Source organism: Pseudomonas sp. LABIM340 (assembly GCF_040017195.2).
Taxonomy (GTDB): Bacteria; Pseudomonadota; Gammaproteobacteria; order Pseudomonadales; family Pseudomonadaceae; genus Pseudomonas.
Genome location: NZ_CM200227.1, coordinates 3851836 through 3872261, shown reverse-complemented (window position 1 = coordinate 3872261; position 20426 = coordinate 3851836). Strand labels below are relative to the sequence as shown.

Sequence of the window (20426 nt, the reverse complement as noted above, 5' to 3'; positions counted from 1 at the left end):
CAGGACGTGCGAACAACAAGAGCGAGGAACAGGACGTGATCTTTCTTTACAACGCCGAACCCGAACACGCCGAGAAGTGGCGGGCCCTGCTGGCCGCCCAGGTGCCCGACCTGGAATTCGTCGAAGGCTTCGAGGCGGTTGACCCGGCGCGCGTCACCTACCTGCTGACCTGGAAGTCGGTCGAGGATATCGAGCGCTACACCGGCCTGCGCGTGCTGTTCGCGGCGGGCGCAGGGGTCGATCAGTTCGACCTGTCGAGGATCCCCGAGTCGGTGGCGCTGGTGCGCATGGTCGATGATTCCCTGGCCGACATCATGGCTGAGTTCGTGGTGATGTCGTCGCTGGCCCTGCACCGCGAGATGCCGGCCTACCGCGTGCAGCAGGCCCGTCAGGTCTGGGAGCCGCTGAGCATCCTGCCGGCGGCGAGCAGCCGCGTCGGCGTGATGGGCCTCGGCCAGCTGGGTCAGGCGTGCGTCGCGCAACTGCGTCACCTGAAATTCCAGCTGCTGGGCTGGAACCGCTCCGAGCGGCAGATCGACGGGGTGCAGACCTACACCGGCCCCGAGCAGCTGCAGATCTTCCTGTCGCAGTGCGACATCCTGGTCAACCTGCTGCCGCTGACCGACAGCACCCGCGGCATCCTCAACCGCGAGACGCTGGCGCAATTGCCCAAGGGGGCGGGGCTGATCAACGTTGGCCGCGGAGAGCACGTGGTGGAAGCGGATCTGGTCGCGGCGCTGGATGCGGGGCAGGTCGGCGCGGCGATCCTCGATGTATTCCGCGAGGAACCGCTGCCGCAAGACCATCCGCTGTGGTCGCACCCGCACGTCTGGGTCACTCCGCACATCGCCAGCACCATGCAGGTTGAGGGTGGCGCGGCGGCAGTGGCGAAGAACATCCTGCGCGACCTGCAAGGCGCCGAACTGCTGCACACGGTGAATCGTCAGACCGGTTATTGACGCGTTTCGCTTATCACTGAAATAGCCGGCGCGCGCTGTTTGTCCCGCACGGCACTTTCGATACTGGCGGCTCCCAACCGCCGTTCAGGAATTGCCGTTCATGGACCACGAACCGATCGAAGCCCGCGACTTCGCCTTCACCCACTTTGCCGCCGTCGCCCTGTGCGGCTCGCTGATCCTTGCGCTGGCGTCGTTCCTGGCGCGCGTGGGTGTGCTGCTGCACTGAACGTCAGACGGCGATAGCCTGGCTCAGCGTGCTGATCAGCGCGCGGGTTTGGGCGTCGCGATGGGCGCTGTAGAGCACCACGTCGCGGGGCGGCAGCTCCGGCAGGCCGAAGCGTTCGCGCACATCCGTGCAACCTGATGGCGCCATGCGTTCGACCATGGCACCGATGCCGATACCGGCCGACACTGCCGCGCCAATGGCTAGAATTCCCGAGCCGACGAAGGCTTCGGTCCAGCTACGGCTCTGCGTCTGTAGCGCGTTTTCGACCATGCTGCGCATGCCGCAGGGCGCCGGCTGGATCGCCAGCGGCAGCGGCGAGCCATCCTCCAGTTCGAAGGACTCGGCGGCCATCCAGCCGAAGCGTTCGCTGCCGATCACCTCGCCGTCTTGGCGGCGGTTGTCGTGGCGCAGGATCAGCGCGATATCCAGCGCGCCTTCTTCGTAGCTCTCCAGCATCTGCCGCGAGGTGCCGAGGCTGAAGGCGACTATTACCTCCGGGTCGGCCTGGGCCAGACGCTTGAGCCAATGGCTCAGGTCGGCGCCGAGGATGTGGTGGCTGACGCCGATGCGCAGGGTACGGCGCGGGGTGTCGAAGCAACGCAGGGTTTCGTCGTAGCTGGCCAGCAGGCGGCGGGCGCTGGCGAGGAACACCGAGCCGTGGGCCGACAGCGTGACGCGGCGCGGCGTGCGCTCCAGCAGCGGGCGGCCGAGGGATTCCTCCAGACGCTTGATCTTCAGGCTGATGGCCGCCTGGGTGGCGCCGGTGGCTTCGGCGGCGCGGGTGAAACTCTTCAGCTCGGCGACCAGCAGGAAGGCGCGGATGGCTTCTATATCAGGGGTTTTCATGGCAGCGAATCGTCCTTGGGGCTGGCGTCAGTCTGGCAGCTGGGCCGGCACAACCCAAGCGCCGGATGCGCTACAGTGCTGCCTTCGTCTTGAGTAGCTGCTGACAAGGAATCGCGATGCTGAGCCAGGCCTTCGCCTACAAATGTTGGTCGGACCGCCGGGCACTGGATGCCATCGCCCGGATCGAGCCCGAGCGTTTCCCCGAAGAACACGCCTTTGCCCTCCAGCAGCTCAACCACATGGCCATCGTCGAGGACCTGTTCCGCGCGCGCCTGAGCGGCGAGGCGGACCCGCACCCGGCCACCAACACCCAGGCAGTACCCGGCTATGACGAGTTGCGCGAGCGCCTGCTGACCTCCGGCCAGTGGTACGTCGAACAGCTTGCCGCGCTGACTCCGGAGCGCGCGGCGGAAGTCATCCGCTTCCGTTTCACCGATGGCCGCAGCGGCAGCCTGACCCGCGAGGAAATGTTCTTCCACATCCTCAACCACGCCACCTACCACCGCGGCTCCATTGCCCGCGCGCTGGACCAGGCCGGCGTGGCGCACCCAGCGGACACCTACACGGTGTTCGTGCACGCCACCCAGCCCGAGCGCCGCGAAGGTTGAGGGCTCAGCAGGCCACTTCGTCGATGATGATCTGCAAGGTCTGCCGCGAGCAGCGTTCCACCCGCGCCTGCACGCCGTAGACCGCGCCGAACAGCGACGGTGTGAGGATGCTCTCGGCGTCCCCGGCTGCGACCAGCCGGCCCTGGTGCAACACCGCCAGCTGATCGGCGTAGCGCGCGGCGAGGCCGATGTCGTGGAGCACGGCAATGGCGATCAGACCATGGCGGCGCACTTCCTCCTGTACGCACTGCATGACCCGCAGCTGGTAGTTCAGGTCCAGCGCGCTGGTGGGTTCGTCCAGCAGCAACACCTGCGGGCGCTGCGCCAGCAGCTGGGCCAGGCTGACCATCTGTCGCTGGCCGCCGGAGAGGCGGTCCAGGCGCTGGTCGCGCAGGTGCAGGATGCCGACCCGGCGCAGTGCTTCGAGGGCGGCGGCCAGCGGGTCGGCGCGGCGCAGTTCGGTGTCGAATGGGTTGACCCGCAGGCTGGCGAGCAGCGCGTCGAGCACACTCAGGGCGATGCCGCCGGGCAGGTTCTGCGGCATGTAGGCGATGCGCCGGCTGCGTTCGCCGACCGACAGCGAGGCGAGTGACTGGCCGTCCAGGCTCAGGTCGCCGCGTACACGCTCAAGGCCCGCAAGGCCGCGCAGCAGGGTGGACTTGCCCGCACCGTTGGGGCCGATCAGGGCGGTGAGGGTGCCGCGTTTGAGTTCCGGCAGCGTCACATCGTGGACCACCGCGTGACGGCGGTAGGCAACCGTCAGGTTCTGTGCGAGCAGGCTCATGCGTTGCGTCCTCCCCGGCAGATCAGCGCGACGAATATCGGCACGCCCACCAACGCGGTGACGATGCCTGCCGGCACGATCAATCCCGGCATCAGCAGCTTGCTGGCCACCGACGACAGCGACAGCAGCAGCGCGCCGACCAGCGCACTGGCCGGCAAGTAGAAGCGCTGGTCCTCGCCGATCAGCATGCGCGCGATGTGCGGGCCGACCAGGCCGATGAAGCCGATGGTGCCGACGAAGGCCACCGCGCACGCCGACAGCAGGCAGATGCGCAGCAGGGCGAAGCGGCGCAGGCGGCGCACGTCCACGCCGAGGCTGCGGGCGCGGTCCTCGCCCATGCGCAGCACGGTGAGCTTCGATGCGGCGGCCTGGGAGAACGGTAGGCAGAGCGCGAGCACCAGGGCCAGCGCGCCGGCCTTGCGCCAGTCGGCGCGGGCGAGGCTGCCGAGGGTCCAGAACACCAGCTGTTGCAGCACGTCCTCGCTGGCCATCATCTGCAGCAGCGCCACCGCCGCATTGCAGCTGAACACCAGGGCGATGCCGAACAGCACCAGGCTTTCCACGCCGCCTCCGCGCAGGCGCGAGAGCAGTTGCAGCAGCACCAGCGAAAGACAGGCGAAGACGAAGGCCATCAGCGACACCGCGGCGTTGGCGGAAAGCCAGGCGTTGCCCAGGTGGAAGAAGATCGCCAGCGAGGCGCCCAGTGCAGCGGAAGACGACACGCCGAGGGTGAAGGGGCTGGCCAGCGGGTTGTCGAGGATGGTCTGCATCTCCGCACCGGCCAGGGCCAGCGCGCCACCCACCAGCAGCGCCATCACCGCGTAGGGCAGGCGCACGTTCCAGATGATCACCCGCTGGCTCGGTTCCAGTTCGCCCGGATGCAGCAGGCCATGGAACAGCGCGGCAGGCGTCAGCCCGGACGGCCCGCTGAGCAGGTCCCAGGCCATGGAGGCCAGCAGCAGGGCGAGCAGGACCACCAGCACCGCCCCACGGCGGCGCAGTTGCAGCCGGCGCTCACGGCGCGCCAGTTGCAGGTCGATGTTGTCGGCGGCAACGTTCATTCAGGCTTGCCGGCGTCGATCCAGTAGGTGCCGTCCAGGCCGATGCGCAGGAAGTCCTGGTTGATCTGCGCCTGGGTCTTTGCCGGATCGAGATCGGCGAAGCGCTCCGGGTGGACCCAGCGCGCCATGGCTTCGATGGCAAGGATGTTGAACGGCGAGTTGTAGAAGTCGTGCCAGAGGCCATGGGCCTTGCCGTTGCGGATGGCGTCGAGGGTGGCGAACTCTGGGCGTTGCAGGACTTTCTGCAGGCTCTCGCGGGCCTGCTGCTGGCTGACGCCGGCGCCGAGGATCAGCCCCGGATTGCGGTTGCCGGTGGCGATGTAGATATCCGGTTTCGCCGACAGGGCGTACTCCACGCTGATGTCGCCCAGCGCGCCGGGCACCACGCCGGCGGCGATGTTGCGTCCGCCCACCGCGTCGATCACGCTGCCCAGACCGCTCTTGCCGGTGGTGTGGCCCGGCGCCTGCCAGACGCCGGCCAGCAGCTCGAGGAACACGCTCGGCTTGTGTGCGTCATCCAGCCCGGCCACGCCGTCGCGGATGCGCTGCAGGTGGGTGTCGTAGAACTTCAGGTACTGGTCCGCCTCGGCCTGGCGACCGAGCGCTGCGCCCAGCGCGGTCAGGCTGGTGCGCACGCCCTCGATGGGGTGCACGCGGAAATCGACGAACACCACCGGCACGCCGGCGGCGGCGAGGATGTCGGCGATCGGGCTGTGCTGGGTCGGGCCTTCGCCGGCGATGCTGAACACCGCGAGGTCCGGCTTCAGGGCGAGGATCTGCTCGGCGCTGACGCTCTGTTCCGAGGCCTGGCCGATCAGCGGAATCTGCTTCACCTGGGGGAAGCGCTGGGCGTAGACGTCGAAGGTATGCGGGTCGAGCAGGCGCACGTCGTTCTGCCAGCCGACCACGCGCTGGAAGGGATTGTCGCGGTCGAGCAGGGCGAGGGCGAAGAACAGTCGGCCCTCACCCAGCACTACGCGCTGGGCGTTGCCGTTCACTTCGACCTTGCGTCCGAGCACGTCGGTGACGGTGAGCGCCTGGGCGGGCAGGGCGAGGCCGAACCAGCCGAGGCAGAGCAGGGCGAGGGTGGCGAGGGACTGGGTCAGACGGGAGCGGGAAGCGCGGGACGACAGGAAGGGCATGCGGAACGACCTGGGCATGAAGTAGAATTAATCGCATTTGCAATCCACTCTACCGCCGCCGTCGCGGGTGAGCCGGGCGGCTTTGTATTGGAGGGGCGCGAAATCCCGCGCCACAACATTCCATTACATTTGCGCCGTGCAGCCCCTGCCGACAGTCGGAACGATAGCGACCCGCCGCGAGTTTCCCGATGTCCAGGCCAGACCACATCCTCGTCGTCGACGACGATCCCGAGATCCGCCAATTGCTGGCCGATTACCTCAAGGGCATGGGCTACCAGGTGTCCGCCGCCGCCGATGGCCGCGAGATGCAGCGCCAGCTGGAAGTGCAGCCGGTGGACCTGGTGGTGCTCGACCTGATGCTGCCCGGCGAGGACGGCCTGACCCTGTGCCGCGACCTGCGCGCGCGCAGCGACGTGCCGGTGATCATGCTCACCGCACGCGGCACGCTGATCGACCGCATCATCGGTCTGGAGATGGGTGCCGACGACTACCTGCCCAAGCCCTTCGACCCGCGCGAGCTCCTGGCGCGGATCAAGGTGGTGCTGCGCCGGGTGCAGAGTTTCCCGCAGCGCGCCCAGGTGGACGAGGCGGCGACCCTGCGCTTCGCCGGCTGGGAGCTGGATACCCGCGCCCGTCACCTGCGCTCGCCGGCCGGCCTGAGCATCGCCCTGGCCGGTTCCGATTTCCGCCTGCTGCGCCTGTTGCTGCAGCATCCCAATCGACCGCTGAGCCGCGACTTCCTGTTGCGCCAGGTGTTCGACAAGGAGCGCCTGCCATTCGACCGCGCCATCGACGTCTGCGTCAGTCGCCTGCGCCAGCACCTGGAAGACGATCCGAAGTCGCCGAAGCTGATCCGCACCGTGCGCAACCAGGGCTACATGCTCACCGCCGAAGACGTGGTCAGCGTCTGATGCGCCTGTGGCCGCGCACGCTGTTCGGGCGGCTGGTGGTGATCCTGGTGGGCGGGATGATCGCCGCCCAGGTGCTCACCGGCAGCATCTGGTACGACGTGCGCCACACCCAGGCGCTGGAGATTCCCCTGCGCCTGGCGGCCGCGCGGTTGACTGATCTGCAGCACCTGCACCAGCGTCAGCCGGGGAGCTTTACGCAGGCGCTGAGTGCGCTCGATCGGCCGGGGTTCGCGGCGCGCCTGGTGGATTCGGCGGACGAGCCGGATGGCTCCTTCGACCCAGCAGCCGAGCGCCTGCTTCGTCGGGCGGTTCACGATCAGGGCGGCGACTCACAGGGTCTGCGCCTGTTGCGCGTTGAGCTGCATGACGGTGCCGGCGAGCGCAGCGGGCTGACCGGGCTGTTCACCGGCAATGGCGCCAAGGCGCACCTGCTGCTGGAAGCGCCGCTGGACGATGGCCGCTGGCTGCGCATCGCGATGATCGAAGGGCAGGGCTGGAGCAGCCAGTCGACCCTCGACGTGGCACTGGATTACCTGCTGCGCCTGTACCTGCTGCGCATCCTCGTGGTGGTGCTGCTGGCCCTGCTGGCAGTGCGCCTGGCCATCGGTCCGCTGGACAAGCTGGCGCGCGCCGCCGAAGGCCTGGGCCAGGACATCCAGCGCCCGCCGCTGGCCGAGGAAGGCCCGCTGGAAGTGCGCCGCGCCGCCCGCGCCTTCAACGCCATGCAGCAGCGGCTGATCCACAACCTCGGCGAGCGCATGCGCTTTCTTGCTGCTGTGTCCCACGACCTGCGTTCGCCCATCACCCGCTTGCGCCTGCGCGCCGAAATGCTCGACGACGAAACCGCGCGGCAAAAGATGCGCAAGGACCTCGACGACATGGAAGGCATGGTCACCGCGACCCTGGATTTCATCAGCGGCAGCGACCTCGACGAGGCACGGCAGAACCTCGATGTGAACGCGCTGCTGCAGAGCTTGCAGGCAGATTTCGAGGAGCAGGGCGAGCGGGTTTCGCTGATCGGGCGCGCATTGCAGCCGCTGGCGGGTTACCCGCTGAGCCTGCAGCGGGCGCTGCTCAACCTGCTGGAGAACGCCATCCGTTATGCCGGTGGTGCTGACATCGAGGTCGAGGACAGCGAACAGGCCCTGTGCATCCGCGTGCTGGATCGCGGGCCGGGCATTCCGGCGGAGCAACTGGGGAGGGTGACCGAGCCCTTCTACCGGCTGGAACCGTCGCGCAATCGCTCCACCGGCGGCTATGGGCTGGGGCTGAGCATCGCCCAGACCATCGCCGCAGCGCACCATGGTCGATTAGAGCTGCGCAATCGCGACGGCGGTGGGCTGGAAGCGACGTTGATCTTCGATCGTGGCACCTGAAGGGCAGCCCCTGTAGGAGCGGGCCATGCCCGCGATCCGGCCGACAGGCCGGTGCTGTGCGATGGCACCGCTGTCGCGGTGGTCGCGGGCATGGCCCGCTCCTACAAAATCCCGCCGGCCCTCGTGCCGACAATCGACAGGTTTCGATTCCCCTGTAGGAGCGGGCCATGCCCGCGACCCGGCCGACAGGCCGGCGCCGTTCGATGGCACCGCTGTCGCGGTGGTCGCGGGCATGGCCCGCTCCTACAAAATCCCGCCGGCCCTCGTGCAGACAATCGACAGGTTTCGATTCCCCTGTAGGAGCGGGCCGTGCCCGCGATCCGGCCGACAGGCCGGTGCTGTGCGATGGCACCGCTGTCGCGGTGGTCGCGGGCATGGCCCGCTCCTACAAAATCCCGCCGGCCCTCGTGCAGACAATCGACAGGTTTCGATTCCCCTGTAGGAGCGGGGATTGGGTCGCGAACCTGCCCGTCGGGTTTCCGGGGAGGGAGTCCTGTTGGCGGACAGGTTCGCGGTTGAAGAGATGGACGGGCCAGCAGCGTTTCCGTAACCGGCCCCGGGCGGCCTCGATACCCGTCTGCAGCATGGGTATCGCTTCGCTCCACGCCATCCTACGAAAAGCAGGTTCGGCGCAGGCTGTCCTCACTTAGAACGAATAGTCCGCACTCAGCACCGCGCCACGGCTCGCGCCGGGCACGCCATAGCCGCGGCCGTTGTACTGGCTCCAGTAGTGCTTGTCGAAGAGGTTGTTGACGTTCAGGCGCAGCTGCACGTCCTGGGTCGCCTGCCAGCTGAGCATGGCGTCATGCACCACGTAGCCGGGCACGGTGGTCTGGCCGGCGCGGGTCATGGTCGAACCCAGGCCGGGGTAGATCTTCACGTCGTCCACGTACTGCACGCCGTAGCTCAGGGCCAGGTCGTCCGGCAGTTGCCAGGTGCTCCACAGGCTCAGGGCGTTCTGCGGGGTGTTGGCCAGTTGCACGCCCTTGTCCGAGCCGTTGTAGGGCTTCACCAGCTTGCTGTTCTGGTGCACGTAGGCGGCGTACAGCGACCAGTTGCGGGTGATGTTGCCGCTGGCGGACAGCTCGATGCCGCGTACCCGCTCCTCGCCGCCGGTGTAGGCGGAAAGCTCCTCGTCATCGATGTAGGTCAGCTGGCGCTTGGTCTCGAACACATCACCGTTGAGCGCCAGCTGGCCGTTGAGGAACTCCCACTTGCTGCCCACTTCGTAGGTCTTGCCACGATCGCCCTTGGTCGAGGCGATGCTGCCGGTCTGCGCCACGGCGAGCACGCCCGAAGGCTGCCTGGCGTTGGCGTAGCTGACGTAGAGGCTGCCGTTTTCCACCGGCTTGTAGGTCAGCGCGGTGTGCACACTGGTGAGCTTCTCGTTCTGCGAGGAGCTGCCCTTGTCGACCCAGGCGGCGCTCTGGCTGGCGCGGGTCTGGCTGTCCAGCACGCGGGTGTCGAAGTGGTCCTGGCGGGCAGCCAGGTGCAGCTGCCAGTGCTCGTCGAATTTCAGCGTGTCGAGCAGGTAGAAGGCCTTGTCCAGCTGCTCCACCGACTGCTTGGCGGAGGTGTAGGTGTCCAGCGCATAGGGGTACTTCGACCAGTCGTTGCTGGCCACCGGCAGGTTGCCCATGGTGGTGCGGCTGGCGGCGGTCAGCGCGCCGGTTTTCGAGTCCAGCGTCTGCTTGCTCAGGTCGAAGCCGCCGACCAGGGTGTGGCCGATGCCGAAGGTGTCGACGCGCCAGGTCAGGTTGGTCTGGTTGCTGTAGGTCTCGTTGGTCTGCTCGCGCAGCGGCGTGTTGATATTGCGCCGGTAGATGCCCTTGCCGGCCTGGATGCCGGGCGCGCCGGCGTTCGGGTCGCCGCCGGGGGTGGTGACGAAGAAGTCGTGGTCCAGGTGGAACCAGGTGAAGCGGCTGTCCAGGCTCAGCGAATCGTTGAAGTCGTGGGCGAACTTCAGGTTCACCCGATGCGATTCGTTGTTCTCGTAGTCGAGGTTGCGCCAGCCCCAGTAGCTGCTCCAGCTGGCGCTGCCGGCACGGTGCGGCGAGCTGCCGTTGCTGCCGTTGACGGTGGGGATGCCGTAGTCAGGCGTGGCGTTGTCGTGCAGGTATTCGTAGGCCAAGGTGATGCGGGTGTCGGTGCCCAGGCCCAGCGCCAGGGACGGCGCGAAGCCGTAGCGCTCGTCGCCGACCCAGTCGCGGCCGTCGGTGCCGGTGTTGGCGCCCATCACGTTGACGCGGAAGGCCGCGCCTTCGCCGAGGCCGTCGATGCGGTGGTTCACGTCCAGCGTGCCGCGCTTGAAGTTGGCCGTGCCGACGCCGCCGCTGAGCAGGTTGAAATCGTCCAGTTGCGGGGTCTTGGTCACCAGGTTGACCGCGCCGCCGACCGCGCCGACGCCCCAGGCTGCGGTGCTGGAACCCTTGAAGACCTCCACGCCCTCGGTGTTGAAGAAGTCGTCGCGCGAGTACTTGGCCGGGTCGCGCACGCCATCGCGGTAGATATTGCCGTCAGCGTTGAAGCCGCGGATGGTCAGGCTGTCGCCGACGCCGCCACCGCCCTCGCCGGAGTTGAAGGTGATGCCCGGCACGTTGCGCAGGGCGTCCTTCAGGCTCTGGGCGTTCTGCTCCTTGAGCAGCGTCTCGGAAAGCACGGTGACGCTCTGCGGGGTATCGCGCAGCGGTTCGCTGTACTTCGCCGAGCTGGCGCGGTCGACCTTGTAGGGCGACTCCTGGGTGGCCTGCACGGTGCTGTCGGGCAGGGCCAGGGCGTCCTGGTCATCGGCAGAGGGCGGCTGATCTGCCCAGGCACTCAATGGGATCGCCATGAAGGTGGCGAGGCCGACGATGGGGGCGAGGGTGAGAGGTGCTTCGGAACGGGTAACGGGAGTGAGGTTCAGGCGGGACGACATGGACGGAAAGCTCTCCGGCAAATGCGAGTTATTTGCATTGCGGGAAGGCTAACAGTGATGGCCCGTGGCCCAGGCGGCGCAAATGTATCGCCGGCGAGGCTCGGCGCGCTTTACAACAATCCATTACATTTGCCCGCGCAAGAACGGCCGGGCGAAGGGTCTGCCGCCGGCTCGGGGCCGGCGGCAGAAGGCTTAAGCTTTCTTCTTGGTGGACGGCAGCAGGATGGTCAGGCAGCCCAGCAGCGGCAGGTAGGAGCACAGCTTGTAGACGTACTCGATGCCGTGGATGTCGGCCAGGTGACCGAGGAAGGCCGCGCCGATGCCGCCGAAGCCGAACATCAGGCCGAAGAACACTCCGGCGATCATGCCGACGTTACCCGGCACCAGTTCCTGGGCGTAGACCACGATGGCCGAGAACGCCGAGGCGAGGATGAAGCCGATCACCAGGCTGAGGATGCTGGTCCAGAACAGGTCGACGTAGGGCAGCGCCAGGGTGAAGGGCGTGACGCCGAGGATGGAGAACCAGATCACCGCCTTGCGGCCGATGCGGTCGCCCACCGGGCCGCCGAAGAAGGTGCCGGCCGCCACCGCGCCGAGGAAGCCGAACAGGTACAGCTGCGAGCTGGCCACCGAGAGGTCGAACTTCTCGATCAGGTAGAAGGTGTAGTAGCTGGTGAAGCTTGCCATGTAGAAGTACTTGGAGAACACCAGCAGCGCCAGCACCACCAGGGACGCGGTCACCCGGCCTTTGGACAGCCCGTGGGTGGCCACGCCGCCGGCCTTGAGCTTGAACAGGTTGAGATGGTGGCTGTACCAGCGGCTCAGGCCCCAGAGCACGCCGACGAGGAACACCGCGAACAGGCCGAAGTAGGCCACGTTGCCCTGGCCGTACGGAATGATGATGGCCGCTGCCAGTAACGGGCCGAACGCACTGCCGGCGTTGCCGCCGACCTGGAAGGTGGACTGCGCCAGACCGTAGCGCCCGCCGGAGGCCAGCCGCGCGATGCGCGAGGTTTCCGGGTGGAAGGTCGAGGAGCCTATGCCCACCAGCGCCGAGGCCAGCAGGATGGCGTGGAAGCTGCCGACGAAGGCCAGCATGAGGATACCGATCAGCGTGCAGACGCTGCCCAGCGGCGCCAGCCAGGGCTTGGGATGGCGGTCGGTGTGGTAGCCGACCCAGGGCTGCAGCAGCGAGGCGGTCAGCTGGAAGGTCAGGGTGATCAGGCCGACCTGGGTGAAGCTCAGGCCGTAGTTGGCCTTGAGCACCGGGTAGATCGACGGCAGCACGGCCTGGATCAGGTCGTTGGTCAGGTGGGCGAGGGCGCACGCGCCGATCACGCGCATGACCAGCGGGCTGGCCTGGCTGGCCACGGACGGCGTGGCCAGGGAAGAAGCGGTGGTAGACATGGGACTCCGGGGCAGCAAGGTGTGGCGCGCGGGCAGGGCGCGCCGGGTTCTTCGTATTGGGAGGCCTATGCTAGGCGTGCGGACCCTGGCTGTCTCACGCGATCCGGACGACGAATATCGCGAAACGGCCAAATCTCCCGCGCGTCGGACTGGCGGAGCGGGCGCCGCCAGAGCCGGTCAACCCATCTTCTTCGGGCACGAGAGGAGCTAAAACATGGACAAGACCACCGGCAGCTGCCTGTGCGGCAGCTTGCGTATCGAGGCGACGGGCCAGCCATACCGGGTCGGTATCTGCCATTGCCTGGACTGCCGCAAGCACCATGGCGCGCTGTTCCACTCCTCGGCGATCTTCCCCGAGAGCGCCGTGCGTATCGAAGGCGACACGCAGGAGTATCAGGGGCGATGCTTCTGCCCGCGCTGCGGTTCATCGGTGTTCGGCCGCAGCGGCGACGAAGTGGAAGTGAGCCTCGGCGCGCTGGACGAGCCGGACCGCTTCCAGCCCACCTACGAACTCTGGACCTGCCGCCGCGAGGCGTGGCTGCCGGCGTTCCCCACGCGCCATCGTTACGAGCGCGACCGCGAGTCCGGCGGGCGCAGCGAAGACTAGCCGCACGGACAGAAAACGCAGCTCACGGACAGATCGCGCGCCCATTTGCGCCGGGCGCGGAACTGTCACATTCGAGTCCCGAGCGCCACCGATAGTAGCCCCCGCCAACAAAGCTCAAAGAGGCTACATCGTGTTCCATCGCGCTCTGCTTTCCGCATCCACCCTCGGCCTGTCCCTGCTCAGTCTGTCCATCGCCTGCGCCAACGCGGCCGAGACCTACACACTGGACACTCCGCACCTGACCGGCATCGACAACTTCCGTGACATCGCCGGCACCACCACCGCCTACACCACGTCCAACGACGGTGTGATGCGCTCCGGGGTGTTCTACCGTTCCAACGCGCTGACCCCCAAGGGCACGGACCTGGCGGTACTGAACAGCCTGGGCATCAGCGATGTGTTCGACCTGCGTACCCCGAGCGAAATCGCCGGCACGCCGGACACCCTGCCGGCCGGCGCGACCTACCAGAACATCGACATCATCGGCAGCACCACCTCCGGCGCCAACGTCACCAACATCTCCTTCACCAGCGCCGCCCAGGCCATCGAGATGATGGAGGAGACCAACCGCGCCTTCGTCAGCGATGCCGGCATGCGCGGCCAGTTCACCACTCTGTTCAACGAACTGGCGGCCGCCGACGGCGCCGCGCTGTTCCACTGCACCGCCGGCAAGGACCGCACCGGCTGGACCGCCGCCGTGCTGCTGAGCATCGCCGGGGTGGACAGCCAGACCATCATGGAAAACTACCTGGCCACCAACGACTACACCGCCGCGCGGGTCAAGGCGACTCTGGCGATGCTGCCGGCGAGCATGGCGGCCATCTATGAGCCGCTGCTGGGCGTGCAGGCCAGCTACCTGCAGGCCGGCCTGGACGAGGTGACCGCCGAGTACGGCACCATGGACAACTACCTGAAGGAAGGCCTCGGCCTGTCCCAGGAAACCATCTACGTGCTGCGCGGCAAGATGGTCTACTACAGCACCCTGCCGGGCGTAGCAGGCCTCTCCGGCAACGCTGCCGCCGGCGCGCAGTTGCTGACCCAGTTGCAGAACAGCAGCCTGTCCGGCGACTACACCGCGTACAACTACTACCTGCAGTCGGCCATCGACGCTGGCACCCTCGGCGGTGTCGAGTCCACCGTCGGCGGCCAGGTGCATGCCGACGCGGCCAGCTACCTGCTGCGCCAGGATGCGCTGATCGACCGCGCCGCCGCGCCCTATGCCAGCGGCGTCGACCTGAAGACCGGGCAGACCCGCCTGTGGACCACCGCGCTGGCCGGCTACCAGGGCAACTCCGCCACCTCCAGCGCCGAGAGCAGCAACGAACACACCCAGGGCATGATGATCGGCCTGACACAGCGCTTCTCCGAGCAGCTCAGCGGCAACGCCGGCTTCGGCTACAGCAAGGGCAGCATCGGCGGCGCCGGTGGTGACGTGGATACCGACCTGACCTTCATCCGTGGCGGCGCGCGCTTTGCCCTCGACGGCCTGGAGCAGGGCCTGTTCGTCGATGCCGACCTCAGCTACGGCTGGCTCGACTACGACAGCAAGCGCGATATCGGCGGCGGCCTGGGCAAAGCCAAGGGCGACACCAGCGGCAACCTCAGTGGTGGCAGCATCGCGCTGGGCTATCGCACGGCGGTGTCCAGCGTGACCCTGGAGCCGAGCATCGGCCTGCGCTACAGCCACCTGGACCTGGACGGCTTCCAGGAGAAGGGCAGCGAGCTGGCGCTGGACGTCGACGACATGAGCGAGAACCGCCGCAGCGCCTACGCCAACCTCAAGGCTTCCTTCGCTCCCGTGGCGCTGGGTAGCGGCTGGCAGATGGTGCCGGGCCTGGAAGTGGGCTACGACCACGCGCTGGGTGACTACAAGGTCGACAGCGAAGGCCACCTGCTGGGCCTGGACGTTTCCCAGCGTGCCGCCTTCGACAACCGCGACCAGTTCAGCGGCGCGTTCAGCCTGACCGCCAGCCAGGGCGACTTCAGCGTCGGCGCCGAAGCTGGCGTACTGGGCGGTAGCGGCAGCCATGGTGCCAGTGGCACTCTGAAGGCCAGCTATCAGTTCTGATTGCCATCGTGCTGTAAAAACGGCCTGTCGCGGAAATCGCGACGGGCCGTTTTCTTGCGCACTCCGGACCTGATTAGATTCGTGCCCGCTCACTCCCTCACCCCAGCCCTCTCCCAGGGGAGAGGGAGCAGATCGTGCCGGCTGACACCATGGTTTCATCCTGCGCTGGACGGTTCCCTCTCCCTCCAGAGCGGGGCGCGCAGCCAGGGCTAGGGTGAGGGGGCTCAGCCTGAACACAGGGCTATCCGCCAGGGTGGCCGGCGGATAACCCGTTCCGGGTCACGCGCTACACGGGCAGCGTCAGGTTCCTGCGCAGGTCCGCCGGGGTCACGCCGTAGGCGTTCTGGAAGTATTGGCAGAAGCGCCCGACGTTGCTGAAGCCCAGCGCCAGGGAAATCTCGCTGACCGACTGCGCGCTGTCCTGCTGCAGCGCGTCATAGGCGCGCTGCAGGCGCACTTCGCGCTGGTAGGCGACGATGGAGCTGCCGACGAAGCGGCGGAAGCCGTCCTGCAGGGCGCGCAGGCTGACGTTGGTCAGCTCGGCCAGGTCGCTGCCGCTGACCATCGCATCGGGATGCTCCTGGATGTAGTCCATGGCCAGCTTCACATGGCGCGGGGCGATTTGCGGGGCAGGGCGGCGGAGCGCGTCGCTGTAGTTGTGCGGCCAGATTTCCAGCACCGAGTCCACCAGCATTTCCTGCAGGCGCGCCGGCATCAACGCGCTGGAATTGATCAGCAGGTCGAACTCGTTGCCGGTGGCCATGGCGACGATGGCCTTGATGCCCTGGAAGGCTTCGTTGCTCAGGTCTACCCGTGGCTGGAAGCGCACCTTGTGGGTGATCGGCCGGCCGAGCAGGGTCGCCAGGCGGCGGGCGAACAGCGAACGGCGCACCGACAGACCGTGATGCGCGTGGCCGTCGATGAAGCCGACCGAGCGCACCGAGGCCTTCTCCATGGCCAGGCCGACACTGGGCAGGCCGACGCTGTCGCTGCACTGGTTGAAGACGACGCGGCCGGCGCTGGGGAAGATGAAGGTGATCTCGTCGTCCAGGTCCGGCATCTCGGCCAGCAGGTCGCCGCGAAAGCTCAGGCGGCGGAAGCTCACGCCTTCGTAGCGACCGTAGACCCCGCCGATGGCGATGGGTTTTTCGGGCCGTGGCATCCCCGAATAGAGGTTGCCGAACATCCGCGTGTACAGCTCGCCGAAATCGTCGGCGGTCATGTTCTCGGAGCGGATCAGGAACTGCTTGCGCGAGGTGCTCGTGTCTACCGTCATGGTCCGTCTTCTGGCAGCGCCGGTCGGGCCGCTCCGGCTGTTGTGTGCCGGGGCGCGGAATGTGGGCGAGCAAGTTAGCGGGCGTGGATTACAAATCCGTGATGCCGGCGCGAAGTCCGCCCGCCGTTTCAATCAAAGGGTGATGCAGGTGTAGGGCGCATAACGCCCCCAGCGTTATCCGCCAGGGTGGCCGGCGGATAACCCGTTCCGGGTTATGCGCCCTACGAGGTGACGCAACCCGTCAATCCGGCAGGCCCGCCTTGCGGAAACCTTCGACGAAGTGTTCGCTCACCGCCGCATCGCGCAGCGGCTCGGTGTCCACCCAGTGACGGATGGTGAAGCCGGGGTTGGTGACCAGGAAGAACTCGGTTTCCGCACGGGCTTCGTCCAGCCGGCCCAGCTGCGCGAGGCTAGCGGCAAGGAAACGCCGCGAGCTGCTGCGGTAGGTCTCGTCGCGGCGCAGGGTCTGGATCGCGCCCTGGTAATCGCGCGCCGCGTACTGCGCCTGGCCCAGCGTCAGGTAGTACCAGCCGGCGGGGAAGGGGTTGAGGCGAAAGGCCCGGCGGATGTGCTCCAGGCCTTCGTCGATGCGCCCGGCGAGCACCCTGACGTCGGACAGCGCCGTCCAGGCGTCGGCGTCATTGGGGTCCAACTCGAGCGCGCGCTGGAACTGCGCATCGGCTTCTGCGTATGCACGCTCGTAGGTCAGCAGATAAGCCAGGCTCCAGCGGCAGCCGGCATCGTTGGGGTCAATGGCCACTGCCTCGCGCGCTTGCGCCAGGGCAGTCTCGCGCTCCAGCGGGGTCGGGCCGCCGCTGTGTATCCAGCCCATCCAGTGGTTCATCGCCAACCAGCGCCGCGCCTCGGCATACTGCGGGTCGAGGGCGATGGCGCGGCTCAACATCAGGTGCGCTTCCCGTGCAGCCAGCGGCGAATCATCCATCAGCTGGCGGGCGCGCACGCAGAGTTCGTAGGCTTCCAGGTTCTTCGGCCGGTTGCGCGGCAGCGGTGTGCGCAAGTGGCCGAGCAGGGCCTGAATGATCTGCCCGGTCAGTTGGTCCTGCAGGTCGAAGAGGTCCTCCACGCGGCTCTCGAAGCGCTCGGCCCAGACATGCTCGCCGGTGCTGGCGTCCACCAGTTGGGCGTTGATCCGCACGCGCGCATCGGCACGCCGGGCGCTGCCCTCGAGCAGGTAGCGCACGCCCAGCTCGCGGGCGATCTCGCGCACGTCCATGGCCTTGCCCTTGTAGGCGAAGGCCGAGGTGCGGGCGATGACGAACAGCCCGCCGACCCGCGAAAGCTCGGTGGTCAGGTCTTCGGTCAGGCCGTCGGCGAAGAGGGCCTGCTGCGGGTCGTCGCCGAGGTTGACGAAGGGCAGCACGGCGATGGACGGCTCCTCCGGCAAGGCCGGCGGCGTGCGCGGCGCGTCCGCCAGGCGCCGCACGGCAGCGCTGAAGCGGTAGCCGACACGGGGCACGGTGGTGATCCACGAGCTGCCGTCCGCTGCTTCGCCGAGCACCTTGCGCAGGTGGGCGATCTGCACGGTGAGGTTGCCTTCCTCGACGATAAGACCCGGCCAGGTGGCGTCCATCAGCTCGGCCTTGGTGCGAATCTCACCCGGCCGCTCGAGCAGGGTCTGCAGCAGGTTCAGCGCGCGAAAGCCGATGGCGACGGGCTGCTCGTCGCGCTTGAGCACGCCGGTTGGGCCATCGAGCACGAAGGGGCCGAAAGCCAGACGCGGTTGCTGCATGACGCCCCCTTTGCAAGTTTTTGGAAGTGTTTGGCGCGGCTTGAGGACGGCGCCGCGGGCGACCGCCATGCTCGGCCCCATGAGGCACGAGTCGAACGGAGGTTGCCATGAACCATACTCCCCGCCTGCTGCTGCCGGAAGCCTCGCGCCGGTCGTTCAGCCTGCCGTCCCTGCTGCAACTGCTTGCGCTCTGGCAGACGCGTGCGCAGGTCCGCTGTCAGCTCGCTTGCATGGCCAGGGCCAATCCGCACCTGATCGAGGACATCGGCCTGACGCGCCGCCAGGTGGCGCAGGAGATCGCCAAGCCGTTCTGGCGCGCATGACTATCACTGCTCCAGTCCGAGACGCTGGTGCCACTGGGCGATGGACTCCTGCGGGTAGTCGTCGAACTGCAGGTCATGGGCCCCGGCCTCCAGCTCGATCCAGCTGGCTTTGGAGCGCAGCAGCAGGTGCGTGTGTTCGGGCGGCACCGGCAACGGCGTATCGATGGCTGAGGCGAAGGGATGGATCAGTTCCGGCCAGCGTGAATCATAGAGCCACAGCCCGCTGCCGCACTGGCTGCAGAAGTGTCGCTCGGCGCCGCTGGTGTGGGTGCGCTGGCCTTCCTCGCGGAGCTTCGCGTGGTAGATGCTGATGTGCTTGCGCCCGCGCACCTTGAGGCTGGCGGCGTCGCCGCCGAGGTTGATCGCATAGCCACCGCCGCCCTGGGTCTTGCGGCAGATCGAGCAGTAGCAGCGCTGGTAAGGGTAGGGATGGGCGCTGTGCAGGCTGAAGTGCACGGCGCCGCAGTGGCAGGAACCTTCGAGCAGCATGGCGTCTCTCCGTGCTGGATGGTCTGTGAGGGGTATCTGAAGAAGGACTCGCGGGCGCGCCGGGGATTCCATCGGATCGCACCCGCGGGACTGGCTCCGCCCCGTGCAGTAGACTAGCCGCCCGCCCGGCGCCGGACTCTGCCCATGCTCAGGAATTTCACCGACCTCGATCTGCGCCTGCTGCGCATCTTCGCCTCCGTGGTGAAGTGCGGCGGCTTCACCGCGGCGCAGGCCGAGCTGAACATGAGCCAGTCGAACATCAGCATGCACATCGGCAGCCTGGAAAAGCGCCTGGGCTACCGGTTGTGCGAGCGTGGCAAGGGCGGCTTCCGCCTGACGGCCAAAGGGCAGCGGATTCTCGAAGCGTCGCAGACGATGTTCGACGCCATCGGGCTGTTCCGCGACCAGGCCCAGGCGCTGTCCGGCCAGCTTGTGGGTGAGCTGTACCTCGGGCTGGCGGACAACGTCACGACCCTGCCGCAGGCGCGCTTCGACGAGACCCTGGCGGCCTTCCACGGCCGCGAGCACGACGTGCAGCTGAACCTCTACGTGAACTCGCCCACCGAGCTGGAGCTGGCGGTGATCGATGGACAGCTGGACCTGGCGATCTCCTACTTCAGCCGCACCCGGCCGACACTGGATTACCTGCCGCTGTACACCGAGGAGATCGGCGTGTTCTGCGGCGAGCGCCACCCGCTGTTCAGCGCGCGCAAGCCGACGCTGAAGCAGATCGCCGAGTACAACTGGGTGCGCCATGGCTTCCTGCCGGCGGACCAGGAACTGCCGTTCCGCCCCGAACGCAGCAGCGCCACCGCGCATCACATGGAGGCGGTGGCGCATTCGGTGCTGGCCGGCACGCACCTGGGCTATCTGCCGACCCACTACGCGAACATCTGGGTCGAGCGCGGGCGGATGAAGCCGCTGCTACCGGAGAAACTCTGCTACGAGGTAACCCACAGCATGATCACTTACGCCGGGCGGCCCCGCAGCGAGGCCGCCCGCGCCTTCATCGAAGATCTGCTGAGCGTGCACGGCCTGTCGGCTTAAGTCACGACTCGCTCTTTTCGTCTGATACGTCTTTCCGGGGAAATGGAAGGCGTGGTGGCTCATCTTCCTGTTCGTCGGCCCGCTTCGAAAGATTGTCCAGCATATGAGGGACGAAACGCTCGAAGAACCCGGCGATGAAAGACCAAACCAGCAACTTTGCAAAAGCAGGAGGGGAGTAGACGATGGTGTAGAAAGGGTCCCAGCTTGGAAAGATGGAACCGGCTATCAGGTTGCCCATGAAAATGAGCGAAAGCACTAGCGCAAAGACAGCGCCAATGGTTTGCACCGATATCAGTTCGTGCACCGTTACGACGGGAAGCAATGCTTCGCCGTTGCGTACTCTGGAGATCAGGCTGATTGCCGATCCCAGAGCCCCAAAGCATAAAACTGCACTGAATAACGCCAGCCGGACTATGACCACGTAGGTCGTCTCCGACAACCATCCCGGGATGGTCTTTTCTCCCTGCGGGCCGCTGCTTAATGCTTGTATCAGCAGGAAGACAATAAATGGCAGTGAAATTAACAGGCAGTATCCCAGGGCAACTGATATGAAGGGTGCGGTATTTCCGTTGCCTAGAATTGATGATGGACTGGCTTCGTTGTTAGCCATGGCTACTCTCCCTGTCGAA

General features: G+C 67.0%; 19 protein-coding genes. 9 read left to right on the top strand and 10 right to left on the bottom strand.

Translation table 11 applies throughout. From position 1 onward, the window contains the following. The first annotated feature begins 35 nt into the window (after positions 1 to 35). A complete protein-coding gene (locus ABKS89_RS17675; protein ID WP_348586332.1) occupies positions 36 to 959 on the top strand; it encodes a 2-hydroxyacid dehydrogenase in 924 nt (307 codons plus the stop codon). 100 nt (positions 960 to 1059) lie between these two features. After that, positions 1060 to 1185 carry a hypothetical protein gene (locus ABKS89_RS17670; RefSeq protein WP_277873402.1) on the top strand — a complete coding sequence of 42 codons (126 nt, stop codon included), beginning with the start codon at positions 1060 to 1062 and terminating at the stop codon, positions 1183 to 1185. Positions 1186 to 1188: 3 nt separating this feature from the next. Here ABKS89_RS17670 and ABKS89_RS17665 read toward each other — a convergent pair whose 3' ends face one another. After that, complete coding sequence (locus tag ABKS89_RS17665) at positions 1189 to 2031, bottom strand: LysR family transcriptional regulator (RefSeq protein ID WP_138214413.1); 843 nt, start codon at positions 2029 to 2031, stop codon at positions 1189 to 1191. Positions 2032 to 2147: 116 nt separating this feature from the next. Between ABKS89_RS17665 and ABKS89_RS17660 the strand changes: the two genes are divergently transcribed. Next, positions 2148 to 2639 carry a DinB family protein gene (locus ABKS89_RS17660; protein WP_348586330.1) on the top strand — a complete coding sequence of 164 codons (492 nt, stop codon included), beginning with the start codon at positions 2148 to 2150 and terminating at the stop codon, positions 2637 to 2639. 4 nt (positions 2640 to 2643) lie between these two features. Here ABKS89_RS17660 and ABKS89_RS17655 read toward each other — a convergent pair whose 3' ends face one another. The 3 genes from ABKS89_RS17655 to ABKS89_RS17645 are packed head-to-tail and all read right to left on the bottom strand — an operon-like array spanning position 2644 to position 5626. Further along, complete coding sequence (locus tag ABKS89_RS17655) at positions 2644 to 3423, bottom strand: ABC transporter ATP-binding protein (RefSeq protein ID WP_138214411.1); 780 nt, start codon at positions 3421 to 3423, stop codon at positions 2644 to 2646. After that, complete coding sequence (locus ABKS89_RS17650) at positions 3420 to 4484, bottom strand: FecCD family ABC transporter permease (RefSeq protein WP_348586329.1); 1065 nt, start codon at positions 4482 to 4484, stop codon at positions 3420 to 3422. Before ABKS89_RS17650 ends, ABKS89_RS17655 begins: the two co-directional genes overlap by 4 nt. Continuing rightward, positions 4481 to 5626, bottom strand: a complete 1146-nt coding sequence (locus ABKS89_RS17645) for an ABC transporter substrate-binding protein (protein WP_348586328.1) — start codon at positions 5624 to 5626, stop codon at positions 4481 to 4483. The genes ABKS89_RS17650 and ABKS89_RS17645 overlap by 4 nt, the downstream gene beginning before the upstream one ends. Before the next feature lie 188 nt (positions 5627 to 5814). On the opposite strand from ABKS89_RS17645, the gene ABKS89_RS17640 reads away from it, so the two are divergent. Together ABKS89_RS17640 and ABKS89_RS17635 are read left to right on the top strand one after the other, a co-directional pair. After that, a complete protein-coding gene (locus ABKS89_RS17640) occupies positions 5815 to 6537 on the top strand; it encodes a response regulator (RefSeq protein ID WP_138214408.1) in 723 nt (240 codons plus the stop codon). Then, positions 6537 to 7913 (top strand): ATP-binding protein, encoded by a 1377-nt coding sequence (locus ABKS89_RS17635; RefSeq protein WP_348586326.1) that lies wholly within the window; start codon positions 6537 to 6539, stop codon positions 7911 to 7913. Before ABKS89_RS17640 ends, ABKS89_RS17635 begins: the two co-directional genes overlap by 1 nt. Before the next feature lie 646 nt (positions 7914 to 8559). Here ABKS89_RS17635 and ABKS89_RS17630 read toward each other — a convergent pair. Beyond that, a complete protein-coding gene (locus ABKS89_RS17630; protein ID WP_348586325.1) occupies positions 8560 to 10830 on the bottom strand; it encodes a TonB-dependent receptor in 2271 nt (756 codons plus the stop codon). 192 nt (positions 10831 to 11022) lie between these two features. After that, positions 11023 to 12237: an MFS transporter gene (locus ABKS89_RS17625; RefSeq protein WP_138214405.1), complete on the bottom strand. Its 1215-nt coding sequence runs from the start codon at positions 12235 to 12237 to the stop codon at positions 11023 to 11025. 214 nt (positions 12238 to 12451) lie between these two features. Between ABKS89_RS17625 and ABKS89_RS17620 the strand changes: the two genes are divergently transcribed. Continuing rightward, positions 12452 to 12844, top strand: coding sequence for a GFA family protein (locus ABKS89_RS17620; RefSeq protein ID WP_348586323.1), 393 nt, complete (start codon positions 12452 to 12454; stop codon positions 12842 to 12844). A 130-nt stretch (positions 12845 to 12974) separates the two neighbouring features. Then, the gene (locus tag ABKS89_RS17615) at positions 12975 to 14912 is read left to right on the top strand and encodes a tyrosine-protein phosphatase (RefSeq protein WP_242015351.1); all 1938 of its coding nucleotides are present in this window, start codon (positions 12975 to 12977) and stop codon (positions 14910 to 14912) included. Between the two features lie 286 nt (positions 14913 to 15198). On the opposite strand, the gene ABKS89_RS17610 is transcribed toward ABKS89_RS17615, so the two are convergent. Continuing rightward, positions 15199 to 16188, bottom strand: coding sequence for an AraC family transcriptional regulator (locus ABKS89_RS17610; RefSeq protein WP_138214403.1), 990 nt, complete (start codon positions 16186 to 16188; stop codon positions 15199 to 15201). 241 nt (positions 16189 to 16429) lie between these two features. Beyond that, on the bottom strand, positions 16430 to 17938 hold the full coding sequence (locus ABKS89_RS17605; RefSeq protein WP_348586321.1) for a winged helix-turn-helix domain-containing tetratricopeptide repeat protein: 1509 nt from the start codon (positions 17936 to 17938) through the stop codon (positions 16430 to 16432). Positions 17939 to 18045: 107 nt separating this feature from the next. Here ABKS89_RS17605 and ABKS89_RS17600 point away from each other — a divergent pair, with 107 nt between their 5' ends. Beyond that, positions 18046 to 18261, top strand: a complete 216-nt coding sequence (locus ABKS89_RS17600) for a DUF1127 domain-containing protein (protein ID WP_348586319.1) — start codon at positions 18046 to 18048, stop codon at positions 18259 to 18261. Positions 18262 to 18264: 3 nt separating this feature from the next. Here the strand turns inward: ABKS89_RS17600 and ABKS89_RS17595 are convergent, their stop codons facing one another. Beyond that, positions 18265 to 18750: a GFA family protein gene (locus ABKS89_RS17595; protein WP_348586317.1), complete on the bottom strand. Its 486-nt coding sequence runs from the start codon at positions 18748 to 18750 to the stop codon at positions 18265 to 18267. 144 nt (positions 18751 to 18894) lie between these two features. Between ABKS89_RS17595 and ABKS89_RS17590 the strand changes: the two genes are divergently transcribed. Continuing rightward, positions 18895 to 19797 carry a LysR family transcriptional regulator gene (locus ABKS89_RS17590; RefSeq protein WP_348586316.1) on the top strand — a complete coding sequence of 301 codons (903 nt, stop codon included), beginning with the start codon at positions 18895 to 18897 and terminating at the stop codon, positions 19795 to 19797. Position 19798: 1 nt separating this feature from the next. Here the strand turns inward: ABKS89_RS17590 and ABKS89_RS17585 are convergent, their stop codons facing one another. Continuing rightward, on the bottom strand, positions 19799 to 20407 hold the full coding sequence (locus ABKS89_RS17585) for a hypothetical protein (RefSeq protein ID WP_138214398.1): 609 nt from the start codon (positions 20405 to 20407) through the stop codon (positions 19799 to 19801). Positions 20408 to 20426 lie beyond the last annotated feature (19 nt).

Coding starts and splice junctions, on each gene's coding strand:
- ABKS89_RS17590 (WP_348586316.1), top strand. CDS start 18,895: ATGCTCAGGAATTTCACCGACCTCGATCTGCGCCTGCTGCGCATCTTC.
- ABKS89_RS17640 (WP_138214408.1), top strand. CDS start 5,815: ATGTCCAGGCCAGACCACATCCTCGTCGTCGACGACGATCCCGAGATC.
- ABKS89_RS17635 (WP_348586326.1), top strand. CDS start 6,537: ATGCGCCTGTGGCCGCGCACGCTGTTCGGGCGGCTGGTGGTGATCCTG.
- ABKS89_RS17660 (WP_348586330.1), top strand. CDS start 2,148: ATGCTGAGCCAGGCCTTCGCCTACAAATGTTGGTCGGACCGCCGGGCA.
- ABKS89_RS17645 (WP_348586328.1), bottom strand. CDS start 5,626: ATGCCCTTCCTGTCGTCCCGCGCTTCCCGCTCCCGTCTGACCCAGTCC.
- ABKS89_RS17585 (WP_138214398.1), bottom strand. CDS start 20,407: ATGGCTAACAACGAAGCCAGTCCATCATCAATTCTAGGCAACGGAAAT.
- ABKS89_RS17630 (WP_348586325.1), bottom strand. CDS start 10,830: ATGTCGTCCCGCCTGAACCTCACTCCCGTTACCCGTTCCGAAGCACCT.
- ABKS89_RS17595 (WP_348586317.1), bottom strand. CDS start 18,750: ATGCTGCTCGAAGGTTCCTGCCACTGCGGCGCCGTGCACTTCAGCCTG.
- ABKS89_RS17665 (WP_138214413.1), bottom strand. CDS start 2,031: ATGAAAACCCCTGATATAGAAGCCATCCGCGCCTTCCTGCTGGTCGCC.
- ABKS89_RS17650 (WP_348586329.1), bottom strand. CDS start 4,484: ATGAACGTTGCCGCCGACAACATCGACCTGCAACTGGCGCGCCGTGAG.
- ABKS89_RS17600 (WP_348586319.1), top strand. CDS start 18,046: ATGAACCATACTCCCCGCCTGCTGCTGCCGGAAGCCTCGCGCCGGTCG.
- ABKS89_RS17610 (WP_138214403.1), bottom strand. CDS start 16,188: ATGACGGTAGACACGAGCACCTCGCGCAAGCAGTTCCTGATCCGCTCC.
- ABKS89_RS17605 (WP_348586321.1), bottom strand. CDS start 17,938: ATGCAGCAACCGCGTCTGGCTTTCGGCCCCTTCGTGCTCGATGGCCCA.
- ABKS89_RS17620 (WP_348586323.1), top strand. CDS start 12,452: ATGGACAAGACCACCGGCAGCTGCCTGTGCGGCAGCTTGCGTATCGAG.
- ABKS89_RS17670 (WP_277873402.1), top strand. CDS start 1,060: ATGGACCACGAACCGATCGAAGCCCGCGACTTCGCCTTCACCCACTTT.
- ABKS89_RS17625 (WP_138214405.1), bottom strand. CDS start 12,237: ATGTCTACCACCGCTTCTTCCCTGGCCACGCCGTCCGTGGCCAGCCAG.
- ABKS89_RS17655 (WP_138214411.1), bottom strand. CDS start 3,423: ATGAGCCTGCTCGCACAGAACCTGACGGTTGCCTACCGCCGTCACGCG.